The sequence below is a fragment of the Oceanicoccus sp. KOV_DT_Chl genome (assembly GCF_900120175.1).
Lineage (GTDB): Bacteria > Pseudomonadota > Gammaproteobacteria > Pseudomonadales > Dasaniaceae > Oceanicoccus.
The window spans coordinates 200,421-212,989 of record NZ_FQLF01000001.1 but is presented as its reverse complement, the minus strand read 5'-3'; the positions used below and the strand labels follow the sequence as shown (position 1 = coordinate 212,989).

Here is a 12,569-nt window from a genome sequence, read left to right as displayed (position 1 = left end):
CATTACGCTGATAAATTTCTGCCATACCCTTTAATTAACGCTACAACCGCACTAACGTATTGCCCCATATATAGGTGCTTATAAATAATGAACAGCGGAGCCATTGATATGATTCGGGCAAATCTCTTGCCACAAGACGGCCCCATGCAACAGGGCGGCGCTGAGTTAATTGACCAATGGAAACAAGACCCCACAGCGTCCATATGGATCGATATTCAGCAAATCTATACCTTTACCCGCTTTATTCATTACCTGATGATATTTTTTGGCATTCTCATTGCCCTGTCTTTCATCGGTATCGATATGAGCAAACTGGCGATTGTTGCTGGCGCACTGGGTATTGGTGTTGGTCTTGGATTACAGGAATTGGTCAAAAACTTTGTGTCGGGAATCGTGATACTACTGGAGAAATCCCTGAAGGTCGGTGACTTTATTGAACTGGAATCCAACGTTTTCGATATTGTTAAAGAGATTAACTTCCGCGCCACCTTAATCAGCACCAATAATAACATCGATATTTTAGTGCCCAATGCCGAACTGGTCACCAATCGTGTTATCAACTGGACCCTGAAAGAATCACGGGCCCGCTTTCGCATTCCATTTAGCGTAGCCTATGCTAGCGACAAGGAACTGGTCAGGCAATCGGTACTGGATGCGGCCATGTCGGTTAGCCACACCTTTCGCGATGAGAAATTCAAACCCAGCGTCTGGTTTACCGGCTTTGGCGACAGCAGCCTGGAGTTCATGCTTGGTGTATGGGTAGATTATGACGCCGTCATCAAACCGACGGCTCTGCGCTCTGAATACCTGTGGGCAATTGATGACGCCTTTAGAGAAAATGGTATTGAAATCCCCTTCCCGCAGCGGGATTTATATATTAAAAAATTGGTTAACTTTGATGACTAATTTGGCATACACCTTCGCTTTTACCCACTATCATTGTTATCGCCTTACCGGTTGCTTGGCCTTATAAAGCAACACCCCACAACAGCCATTTCATCTGGATGTACGCATGCAAGCTGATATCGACCTGATCAATCTTACCGATGAATCTGAAAAACGGGATGTTTTAAAAAACGTTCTAAATGCGATTAAAGATCTGGAAGTCGATCAGGCCCCGGATTATTCATTCTTGCTCGACTATGCCGATGATCTGGTCGTGCAAGTTATTGAATCCGTTCCCGCCTCCGTTCGTAGCTTTATTTGGGCAGCACTACCCGCTGAGCGCTATTGGCCCATATTAATTGAACTGCAAGAAGATACCGTTACCCACATTGTTGAAAGTTTTGATGAAGACACCATCAAACTGCTGCAAGCAACGGCCTCAGCGCAAGATGTTATTGCACTGGCCGACGCCTTGCCCGATGAGTTAGTTGACACCTTTATACTCAGTCTGGATCGCGGTGAAGCCGAAGAACTGCAACAAGCCTTAAGTTATAGCTATGATCAGTTAGGCCGCTATATCAATAAATCATTTCTGACGGTTCGCCCCGGTTTTTCCGTGGCCAGCGTAGCAATCAAGCTCCAACAAAACCCGGATATCGTCGCTGTTTATGTCATTAATAGAGAGGGGGAGTTTTTAGGTACTGCACCGATTAAAAAATTCTTCATGGAGCAAGATGTCAAAAAGGTAAAAGAAATTACCAGCCCTATTTCTTCCTTCGACCATCTGGACAATATCAAAGAGTCTGCACTAGGCTTGCCATTTACTGATAACAAGGATTGGTTCCCGGTATTCCGCGACGACAAACTGCTAGGATCTGTTTCGGTGTGGTCACTGCTGTCTGAATTACAAGATGAAACACTGAATGCCAATAGCAATGAAGCGTCCAGCGGCGAAGAAGATCTATTTACCCCGGTACCACAGGCTGCAAAGACCAGAGCTATTTGGTTAACCATTAATTTAATGACGGCTTTTTTAGCATCCTGGGTTATTGGACTGTTTGAAGCCACTCTACAAGAAGTCGTCGCGCTGGCCATATTAATGCCTATTGTCGCCAGCATGGGCGGCATTGCCGGCAGCCAAACGCTTGCGGTTGCCCTGCGCGGCCTGACTTTAAATCACTTGAATGATGCCAATATAAAATTGGTACTCCTGAAGGAATCCAAAATCGCTATTTTAAACGGCCTTATTTTGGGCACGGTGGTCGCGGTCATTGTCTCGCTGTGGTTTGATTCAAAACTCCTGGGGTTGATTATTCTCATTGCCATAGCAGTCAACAGCTTAGCAGCCGCCACATCGGGAACGATTATTCCTTTTTTGCTGAAGAAAGTTAAAATTGATCCGGCTGTGTCTGCCTCAGTGATTCTGACAACGGTGACGGATGTGGTTGGATTCTTTGTATTTTTGGCGCTGGCTAGCGTGGTTTTTGTAAGTATATAAGATGTTTATAACGCTCTCACTTTAAATACTCATTCTGAAAATAGTATTTCGCAGCAATGACTGCCATGCCGCACACTACTCTGGATAAATCTGAAACACCATAAATAAGCCGAAATCATCCTCGACTTGATCGCACTACTGTCCGGGATAAAATGTCGTTTGTAGTGCTTGAGCCTATAAATACAAGGCTAACTCTATGAAATGCAAAGTTGAAACTTGATTTCCAGGTCGTCATCCTACGCGCGGAGCCTGCCCCCGTATGCTTTAGGCGGGGGCGTGGAATCCAGAGCTACGGAGTGCACACAGTCGTCACTTGTAAAACACTCTGTTTTTGCCGTGTATAAAAGAGTTCGCGAAATTTTGATCATTAATCGCAACTGGATACCCGCCCCCGATTCAATCTTTCGAGGGCAGGCTTTTCGCGGGTAAGACTAATTTATCCTGGACAGCAATGCGCCTGCGCGATGACGAGAATGTTTAAGCACTGGATTATATGCTCTGCTTACCCTGCGGCCGTCTTGATAAAGCAGGCGCTCAACCTACTTTGCACCTTTTTACCTTTGTACCGACCGGAGCCAGGACCCAGATCAAATCGTTGTCATGACGTATTTATTCAGACGGCGTGTTTTTTCTTCGGTCAGTAAATCGCTTCACATGCGCATGCACCCCACGACTCATTACCCGTGTATTCTCCTCCAACAAATCCACACCGTATAAAATAACCACCACAAGAATAGACAGCTTGATAGAAACCAATAAATAGCCACTGGAAATAATCACACCTAAGGCCGCCAACACCCATATCGTGGCCGCTGAAGTAACCCCTACAACAGCGCCATCTTTAGCCAACATAACACCAGCCCCTAAAAATCCGATCCCTGTTATTACCTGCCCGACTACACGTGAAGGGTCAACAATCGTGCCTTCCATCTGAAAAGTTGTCGCCAAAAACAAATAAGTTCCCAATGTAATTAATGCAGAGGTACGAATACCCACCGGCTTACCACGCAATTGACGCTCAAGGCCGATAATAGTGCTGCAAAACAATGCCGCACCAATTGCATTCCAAGTGAAAGGTTCAACCGAAAATATTTCAGACCAAGGCATACTGTTTTTAACTCCTTACGATTTAGCTATTGTTTAATGACGCACAACTTAACGCTTTATTTAGAAAACATTTTTTTAAGCCTGGCGCTCAAACCATGAAAGAACTGATGTTTGCCCTTGGCCGTCTCACCCACCAAATAATTCATTTGTATCGACAGGCGCTTGCCAACAACCGGCTTATGGCCATGCCAGCAATTATCGGTAACCCTAAAGGCCACCATCGTACCGAGACTGGGAGGGATTTCTTCAACAAAGTTTTCAATATCCTGACCATCTTTCAAAATCCGCAAATGACCACTATCGTCTTCCCACTCTTCATTAAAGTAGATCAGTATAGTGATGACTTTGGTTTTTGAATCCGTATGAATACGACCATCTTTTTGCCGCATAACGCCGCGCACGGTGGTCATAATGGGATATTCATCCAAATTCACATCGAACTTTTTTGCCACCGCCTGCCGAAATTCATCACTGTTGAGATCATTTAGCAGTGCCTCAAAGCCGACACCATAGTCCACGCTTTCAACCGGAATGCTGCCAGCATGATCCAGCTTAGGGAAATCCTGTAATAGTTGCGCAACCGACTCCTGCCTAAGGGAATGTTTCACTACCATATATGGATAGGGGACGAGCTTTAGCGGGGTATTATTAAAAGCGTTTATATCTAGCATACAATGCCTATCGGTAGGAAATACACACTCGAGCAGCTTAGCATATAAATTACAGCCTGATTTTAGTAATTACTTATGTCTGATGACTCAACGCCATCAATGAACAAGCTCTGAAAATTCCAGTTCAGCGATATTTTTTGCCAACAATGCTCTTATCTCGCTGACATTTTCAAGCGTGAGGGCTTGCTGTAAAACCGCCTCAGCCTTCGCCACCGACAATGATCGTATCGCCCACTTGATACTGGGTAATTTTGCCGCACTCATACTTAAGGTGCGCACCCCCATCCCTACTAACAAAATAACCGCTGCTGTATCAGACGCCATTTCGCCGCACAAACTTAATGCCAAATCATGCGCCCTAGCCACTTTCACGATACGATTAATTTCATGTAGCACTGCGGGGTGTAAATGATCATAGCGATCTGCCACCCGCGAGTTATTTCTATCCAGCGCTAATAAATACTGACTTAAATCGTTAGAGCCGATAGAAATAAAATCCAGCTTCTTCGCCCAAAAAGGTAACTGTGAAATTGCCGCCGGCACTTCAACCATTACCCCTACTTTCGGGCGGCGAATAGCAAAACCCTCGCTTGATAATTGCGCACAAGCATCATCCAACAATTTGATAAAGGTATCCAACTCGTTTGTCGAGCTAATCATCGGCAATAGAATATGCAGGTCGCCCGCATCCTCTGCAGACCTGATCATCGCTCTTACCTGAGTCATTATCAGCTGCACATTATCGAGACTAAAACGTATCCCCCGCCAGCCCAAGGCAGGGTTTTCCTCATTGGTAATGGGAAAGTATGGCAGCTGTTTATCGCCACCAATATCTAGCGTTCTAATATACACAGGCTTGCCCGCATAGGCTGCGAACACCTGTTGATACACATTGACCTGCTCATCTTCGGTGGGAAAACTATCCCTGATCATAAACGGAATTTCGGTCCGATAAAGCCCGACACCCTCCGCGCCATTTTTTAATCCCGGCGTTATATCAGCCAACAAACCAGTATTGGTAAATAAGCGTACCCGATGGCCATCCATCGTAGTGGCGGGCTGGTCATGCAACTCCGACAGCTTTTCACTTAATGCTTGCTGCTTGGTAATCAGCTTATTAAATTCCCTGACCACCGCTTTACTGGGCTGAATAATAATCCGACCGTCATCGCCATCAACAATAATCTGTTCGCCACCTTGCAAGGAACAGAAGTCCCCCACGCCCATTACCGCCGGCACCCCCATCGCATTGGCTAACACACCTGTATGCGACAAGCCCGAACCTGCAAAACATACGATACCGGCTAAGTACTCAACAGGAATTGCAGCTATATCAGAGACACTGACCATTTCACCCACTAACACTACCGGACCATCTATCCCGGCAAGCGCCTTAGCAGCATCGTTATTGCCACGCCAGGCGTTAAAAATTTTATTACCTAAATGTTGAATATCTTCATGCCGTGCTTTTAAGTAAGGATCATCCATGGCTCTAAATACTTCAGAAAAATAATGGATGCTCACGCGCAACGCACTCGGTAACCAGTGCCCGCTCTTATTTCAGCTTCAACCTTGCTGCTCAACGCCTGATCCGATAACAACATATAGTAGGAGTCAAAAATAGCAGCGACACTGCTAGAGATGGCATCACCTAATGCTTGTTGCTCCTCGCGAATATCCTGTTTAACAGCTGCCAACAACGCCACCCACTGTTGCAGGGTTTGCTCAATATCCAAACAGGGCGCATCAATGACATTGTACAGGTCGCTATTACCACACAGCCTCACTATTCCAATACCAATACCCGGTGCGCCCTTAATCCCCTGAAGTCGTTCGTTAGTGGTGGCGGCTTTTTTATTAGGAATAATATTGGCAACTATAAAAGCCAGCTGTGAACCAAGCGTAAATAAAAACCCTTCATTTTCAGCACTGAGTTTCTGTTGGTTTTTACCTTGCACCACTAGCACGCCAATGACTTCACCAAAACTCACCAGCGGTACACCACAAAAACTTTTGAACTGCTCTTCATTGATATTGGTGATGGCGTAATAATTCGGGTGACTGGCACTATCTGCCACATTCACCGTATGCCGATACTGCGCCACTAATCCAACCAGGCCCTTACCGGCAGGAATAACAATTTCTTTATCCACGGTTAAACCATGGCTGGCCAGTAACACCATATTTTTATGTTCATCGGCGCGGTATAAACTGCACACATCAATGCCAACTACCTGGCTGATTGAATCCACAATCAACTCTACTTGTGCTTGATGCGAATCCAGCAAAGCAACCTGCTGCACAATATGAGTCAGCTCTAAAATGACATTCTTCATGTTGATAAAATTTTCCAAAAAGGAGGGAGACGTTGCGCCTGAATTCCACCGGCAAAACTTGAGCAGTGTAACCTGCACACAATTTTCGTTAGATAGCATGATTGCTGACGTTCAGCAATATTTTTCCATTCGGCTTAATTTATTCATTTAAAAAGACTTTATTGCAGCCACATGTCGCACACTTATAATCACTGCCCCGTGGTCAGCATCTGGCATTATGGCGGGATATTATCGCCGACTTAAGCGAGCCGACTGTTAGTACCCGGCGACCCAAATCTCCGGAACCTCCCCCCCAGACCATCTCACCAACCCGACCACGCCGAACCTATTAATATAACAAAAAGTTAGTATTAAATGCATTTATAGGAAATAATACAATATTATTTTAATATTAGATAAAATCATACTACAATATAAAAAAAGCTTTATACATAACCCAAAAAAAGGTATTAATATTAACAAAACTTTGTATTAGGTGAGCCATGACAGATATAAGCTATGCTATGACCGATGCCGCCGTTATGCAAGAGATGGGCTGGCGTATTAAACAAAAGCGCATCGCCAGACAGCTCTCACAGCAGGAGCTGGCTGAACGCCTGGGCGTCTCTACCCCAACCTATGGCCGCGCCGAAAAAGGCGACATGAAATTCAGCCTGCTTATCGCCATCCTGCGAAGCTTTAACGATCTTGAGGCACTGAACCTGCTATTGCCCGCCGCAAAGCTCAGCCCAATAGCACTGCTAGCCAACACCGCCCCCCCAAACAACGCGTATCAAAAAAGCGGGCACGCAGGGAAGGCACACGACACAACCCAGCCAAAACATTGATGAAGAATTTTGTCGCCGAAAAAGATCAGGATGATCAAGCATGGTAACCGCAAGCCACGACATAGCCGAAGTCATAGTGTGGGGAGTGACCGTAGGCGCCCTCAGTTTCGATCGCGCCAGCGGCCTGGGCAGTTTTGAATACGATAGCAAATGGCTGCAGCAAGGCATTGAACTATTCCCTATTCATATGCCATTAAGCACTGAAATTTACAGCTTCAATAATTTACCCCGAGCGACATTCAAGGGCCTACCCCCAGGCCTGGCCGACACCTTGCCCGACGATTTTGGCAACGCCGTGATTAATGCCTGGCTGGCCTCGCGCGGACGCGATACCGCTTCTTTCTCTCCCGTCGAGCGGCTGCTCTACACCGGCAATCGCGGCATGGGCGCACTGGAATATGCACCCGCCATGCCTGTGCAAGCAATGGCCAGCACAGAAATTGAACTCAATAATATGGTGAAGTTTGCGCAAAAAATTGTGTCGGAACGCGAACAGTTTACGCTGGATATCAACAGCGAGAGAGACAGTAACCTGGAAGCCCTGTTCCAAATTGGCACCTCCGCCGGCGGCGCCAGAGCCAAAGCGGTAATCAGCATTAACAAAGAAAGAACCTCAGTGCTCTCCGGACAGATAGAAGCCCCGCCCGGCTACGAACACTACCTGATTAAATTTGACGGCGTGAGCGACAAAAACAAAGGCCAGGAGACCTTTGATGACCCCCAGGGCTATGGACGGATGGAATATGCTTACTACCAAATGGCAAAAGCGGCAGGCATCAACATCATGCCCAGTGAATTACTGGAGCGCGATGGCCTAGCCCACTTCATGACCAAACGCTTTGACCGCCAGGGAAAACTCAAACTGCACTACCAATCCCTGTGCGCCATGGCCCATGTCGATTACAAAGCTGGCGGCCAATACAGCTATGAAGAATTATTGCAGCTTATGCGCCAATTAAAATTACCACGCCCCGATGCTATCGAGCTGTATCGCCGAATGGTATTCAACGTTATCGCCAGAAACCAGGATGACCACAGCAAAAACTTCGGTTTCATCATCAACCCCGACGGTGAATGGCGCTTGGCACCTGCCTTTGACATCGCCTACAGCTATAGAAAAGACAGTATTTGGGTAGCCGACCACCAACTCACTATCAATGGCAAACGTAATGACTTTGTGCGTGAGGATTTATTAGCCGTAAGTAATAACATTGCAAGAATAGGCAAAGACGCCAACGGTATTATTGACGAGGTCATCGACGTTGTTTCACGCTGGGACGACTATGCCGGTAAGGCAGGCGCATTCCCGTTGTTACAACAGGAAATCAGTAAAAACTTACGACTGGATATTTAAATAACACCGCGGCTAAGCTGCGCTTAAGACATGCTATAGCACTAAAAATGAACACCATTGGTTATTGTTTAACTTCTCCACCTGATTTTTTTTAGGTCAAACCAAAACGATAGGTTTTTACTCTGCCCCCAATTTTCACTATGCTTGAGCACTGATACCAACAACACACTGAGTCAATTATGGGAACCATATTATCTGATGCCACCACCATAGGGCAGGTGATTCAACTCGCCGTTGCACCGGTGTTTCTATTGGCAGGTATTTCCGGGCTATTAATGGTAATGACCAACCGGTTGGCACGAATCATTGACCGATCACGAATTTTACAGCGCGGCCTAAAAGGCGTCATTGATGTTAAATCCAAAGAGCAAATTGATAAAGAGATGTACCAACTCAGCAAACGCGGCCACTTTATCAATATCGCTATTAACATGGCTGCCTGCAGCGCACTGTTAGTCTGCCTCGTTATCATCACATTATTTCTAAGCAAGCTGGCAGGCACCAATCTTTCTACCGCTATTGCCCTGCTATTTATACTCTGCATGACACTGCTCATCATCGCCTTATGGATGTTTATAATGGAAGTCTTTATCGCTACCCACGCCATGCGTAAAGGGTTAATGCGCAGTGAAATTTTGATTATGGATTTTACCCGAAGGGACGATTATTAATTTTCTGCCTAAGATGGTTATGACGATTATCAATGTCACATTATGTGCTCCAGCCCTGGAAAATTCAGCGAGTCGCTGAGATAGTCAAAATTAAAGTAGATATCCCGTTTGAAATTGACTGATTAAAAGGTATTATCCGTTTTAATAGAAAAATTATAATATCAGGAAGGGATTCATGGGTTCTGCTAAGGATACGTATACCAGCCAGCAATTTCTTCTAATTCTGAACATACCGACAGTCTGTTGCTCCTACTATTTTGGGGGCATATAGCGACTGGTTTTTATCCCCAGTGTTAACACTAATAATCGAACATAGAGTCTTACATGAAAAACTTTCTTTTAACACTAGCACTCGCAATATGCGCCTCAACAGCAAATGCTGGAATCATTCAAGTCAGCGCTTTTATCGACGGGAAATCTGAATTAATTATCGAAGATGACACAATGTTTTGGCATCACTCCGCATTTGCCGCTCCCGGAAGATGGTCGGATAATGATTACCCAACCATAGTAAATGGCATAAACTGGCAGCCTATCTGGCCACAAGAGGGTCGTAATGATTTCTGCAACTGCGAATCATCATCCATATCGGGGTTATTCCCTGCGCTCAGTAGTTTAAGGGATATTTCATTAAACTTAATAAGTGGTCGAGGCCCGGCTTCCTTGATAGAGGCACCAACAGATTTAAATGGGCATCGCATGGAAATTGAGTTCGATGATTACTTGTATGGTGGGGCGGCATGGTATGACATAGAAATATCTTACTCTGAAGTACCAGAATCAAGCTCTGCACTATTACTGCTATTAGGTTTAGGCGGCCTAATACTCCGTAGAATATCTAAGCGTTAACGATGAGAATAATTTATATTTTTCTTTGCATACTGCTTCTTTGCTCAAAAGCATATAGCGAAAAATTGCAGAATGACGCTTCTTCGAAATCAATTATGATCATCTCAAAAGGCACTATTTATGAGAAATATTCAGACAAACTGTCACACCGCTCACAATGTATTGGTAAAAGTTTTAATGCCTGCGTCAACTTGCCAAGCCCACCACCTGAGATAACAGATTCTAAATCGCTCAATACACTCAAATTAACTGAGCCGGAAGAAGAGAATAGGCCTTTGGAAAAAGGACCTGACATTATCTATGCTGGCGTCCCAATTCTCACCACCGCAAAAGGGCTAGTAAATTATGGCAAAGATATAGCAGCCTGTGCCGAAAAAGGCCTCGGCACCTGTATATTCCCAGAAAACAAAGATGGAAAACCAGATAAATACTCCACACCTGAAGCGGCCACGAACGAAGAGCTGGAAGAAATGGCCAATAAATTAAGGTAAGGTATCTACAATGCATTCATATTAAAGGGGTCAAAGCCCTTTTCTATTAAAGGGGTCAAAGCCCTTTTCCATTTAACAAACTAATACATTCTAATACTTAAGAACCAAGCTGACAGGCCAGGCTTGCGCCTCACATCTAAACCGCGCGCGCTCCTCACAAAGCCATTTACCTGACAAACCAAAAACTCATTTCAATTTGCTGACCAGATTAGTTACACAAGCACTATAAACCCTGCTGTTAGAAATTATTTGGACTTCATATCGACTTAAATCATCACCCACAAAAAAACCCAATCAAGCGGGCTTCTAAGTCGTCGATTTAACAACGTTATTTGGTGGAGCCTAGCGGGATCGAACCGCTGACCTCAACACTGGCAGCATTCAATACAATATATAACTTATTGATTTATATAAGTTTATATCTGGACACCCAACAGCCATTTTGTACACAGAAGTCCATGAAAGTCGGTGAGCTTCCCACAATTCTCCCACAGTCTAAAACGTCAAAATATTGAATAAACAATAGGACAAAATTTTGTGACCAAAGGTATTCAAGCCTGTTTTATTAACAGCCTAAACATCATTCATATTGAAACGCAGAGATCTCACCTTTCAAAGACTGTTAGATCACCAAGACTAACAGCCTTTCATGAGAGCTGCATTTTTTTGTCACAATGAATACTAGCTCAGGCTCAAAAGTATTATTTGATCCAGATGGTTTATTTATATCCAGTGATAGTTGAAAGATATGCAACCCAAATAAACAACAGTGCTGTATTCAGAACAAATGATTCCATAAAAATACACTTATCATTTGAAGTGATTTCGCTATATTCGAAGGAGTTTGCCGTCCTATGGTAAGAACCAGCACAACTAGCGCCATAGCTATAATAAAAGCGGGCTGACATACAGACTGCAGAGCGTGTAAATAGGCAATGATTTAATGAGTCCAGTACTAAAAATGATAGAGTTTGAAGGTAATTCCACTGTTCATTTTGACAGAGGGAGCCTTTCTTCTTGCAAACAGTCAGGCGGCTGGCATTATCACAAAGAATTTGAGATTTGTTATATTCTTCGTGGTGAAGGTGATCGCTATATCGATGATTGTTCACAAAGCTTCAAACCCGGTGACCTTACCTTGATTGCTCCCAACGTACGTCACGGTTGGAAATTATATGGGAGCGAGCATCAAGATCAAAGTGAAGCTATTGTTTTGCACTTTAATCCGCTAGGACAGGGATTCAACTTAATGAATATACCCGGCTTCAATATGGTGGCAGGAATGATGAAGAATGCTCAGCAAGGCCTCCTATTTGAGATAGAGGCGGGGTCCGCTATCGAGCAGACACTACTCGCATTCCAAACCAGTCATTGCAGAGAACAATTTCCTTTATTAGTCACCCTGTTAAGTTCACTGGGAGAGCTTAAAGTCGCCAAACGACTCACCTATCGCCACCCCCTGCATTCAAAAAGAGCTGAACTCAGTAAGAAGTTACTACCTGTTATCAACTATATTCACGAAAATTTGCAAACAGATATTAGACAATCAGATATGTCTGAACTCATTGGCGTTTCTCCTCAATACTTTAGTCGCTACTTTAAACGGGAGACAAGCTACACTTTTGTCCAATATCTCAATTGGTCACGTATAGAAAAAGCCTGCCAACAGATATTATCAACTGATGGCGATCTAACAAATATCGCGCAGCAATGCGGATTTAATAATTTATCTTACTTCAACAAAAAATTCTTTGAGATTAAAAAAGAGACGCCCAAACAATATAGAGAGCGCCTATTACTACTTGATCGCAAATCGAATTAAAAAAGCCAGCTATACACATATCCATATAATATGTAGCCGGCGAGCTTTTCAAAGCATT

Annotated in this window: 12 protein-coding genes; 8 read left to right on the top strand and 4 right to left on the bottom strand. The window is 44.4% G+C overall.

Features of this window, described 5'->3' with window-relative positions; all coding sequences use genetic code 11:
• The first annotated feature begins 87 nt into the window (after nucleotides 1–87).
• Nucleotides 88–906: a mechanosensitive ion channel family protein gene (locus tag UNITIG_RS00985; protein WP_101756695.1), complete on the top strand. Its 819-nt coding sequence runs from the start codon at nucleotides 88–90 to the stop codon at nucleotides 904–906.
• A gap of 106 nt (nucleotides 907–1,012) precedes the next feature.
• On the top strand, nucleotides 1,013–2,383 hold the full coding sequence (locus UNITIG_RS00980) for a magnesium transporter (protein ID WP_101756694.1): 1,371 nt from the start codon (nucleotides 1,013–1,015) through the stop codon (nucleotides 2,381–2,383).
• 609 nt (nucleotides 2,384–2,992) lie between these two features.
• Here the strand turns inward: UNITIG_RS00980 and UNITIG_RS00975 are convergent.
• The 4 genes from UNITIG_RS00975 to UNITIG_RS00960 form a co-directional block, all read right to left on the bottom strand.
• The gene (locus tag UNITIG_RS00975) at nucleotides 2,993–3,490 is read right to left on the bottom strand and encodes an MgtC/SapB family protein (RefSeq protein ID WP_101756693.1); all 498 of its coding nucleotides are present in this window, start codon (nucleotides 3,488–3,490) and stop codon (nucleotides 2,993–2,995) included.
• A gap of 56 nt (nucleotides 3,491–3,546) precedes the next feature.
• Nucleotides 3,547–4,161 (bottom strand): 2OG-Fe(II) oxygenase, encoded by a 615-nt coding sequence (locus UNITIG_RS00970; RefSeq protein WP_101756692.1) that lies wholly within the window; start codon nucleotides 4,159–4,161, stop codon nucleotides 3,547–3,549.
• Between the two features lie 96 nt (nucleotides 4,162–4,257).
• Nucleotides 4,258–5,685, bottom strand: a complete 1,428-nt coding sequence (ptsP, locus tag UNITIG_RS00965) for a phosphoenolpyruvate--protein phosphotransferase (protein WP_145999043.1) — start codon at nucleotides 5,683–5,685, stop codon at nucleotides 4,258–4,260.
• Nucleotides 5,682–6,497 carry a GAF domain-containing protein gene (locus tag UNITIG_RS00960; protein WP_159931015.1) on the bottom strand — a complete coding sequence of 272 codons (816 nt, stop codon included), beginning with the start codon at nucleotides 6,495–6,497 and terminating at the stop codon, nucleotides 5,682–5,684. Before UNITIG_RS00960 ends, ptsP begins: the two co-directional genes overlap by 4 nt.
• A gap of 482 nt (nucleotides 6,498–6,979) precedes the next feature.
• On the opposite strand from UNITIG_RS00960, the gene UNITIG_RS00955 reads away from it, so the two are divergent.
• The 6 genes from UNITIG_RS00955 (at nucleotide 6,980) to UNITIG_RS00930 (ending at nucleotide 12,511) form a co-directional block, all read left to right on the top strand.
• Nucleotides 6,980–7,324, top strand: coding sequence for a helix-turn-helix transcriptional regulator (locus UNITIG_RS00955; protein ID WP_101756689.1), 345 nt, complete (start codon nucleotides 6,980–6,982; stop codon nucleotides 7,322–7,324).
• A gap of 40 nt (nucleotides 7,325–7,364) precedes the next feature.
• The gene (locus UNITIG_RS00950; RefSeq protein WP_101756688.1) at nucleotides 7,365–8,678 is read left to right on the top strand and encodes a type II toxin-antitoxin system HipA family toxin; all 1,314 of its coding nucleotides are present in this window, start codon (nucleotides 7,365–7,367) and stop codon (nucleotides 8,676–8,678) included.
• A 179-nt stretch (nucleotides 8,679–8,857) separates the two neighbouring features.
• On the top strand, nucleotides 8,858–9,349 hold the full coding sequence (locus UNITIG_RS00945) for a DUF2721 domain-containing protein (RefSeq protein ID WP_101756687.1): 492 nt from the start codon (nucleotides 8,858–8,860) through the stop codon (nucleotides 9,347–9,349).
• A 324-nt stretch (nucleotides 9,350–9,673) separates the two neighbouring features.
• Nucleotides 9,674–10,198: a PEP-CTERM sorting domain-containing protein gene (locus tag UNITIG_RS00940; protein ID WP_101756686.1), complete on the top strand. Its 525-nt coding sequence runs from the start codon at nucleotides 9,674–9,676 to the stop codon at nucleotides 10,196–10,198.
• Between the two features lie 2 nt (nucleotides 10,199–10,200).
• Nucleotides 10,201–10,689, top strand: a complete 489-nt coding sequence (locus tag UNITIG_RS00935) for a hypothetical protein (RefSeq protein ID WP_145999042.1) — start codon at nucleotides 10,201–10,203, stop codon at nucleotides 10,687–10,689.
• A 943-nt stretch (nucleotides 10,690–11,632) separates the two neighbouring features.
• Nucleotides 11,633–12,511, top strand: coding sequence for an AraC family transcriptional regulator (locus tag UNITIG_RS00930; protein ID WP_101756684.1), 879 nt, complete (start codon nucleotides 11,633–11,635; stop codon nucleotides 12,509–12,511).
• Nucleotides 12,512–12,569: the final 58 nt, after the last annotated feature.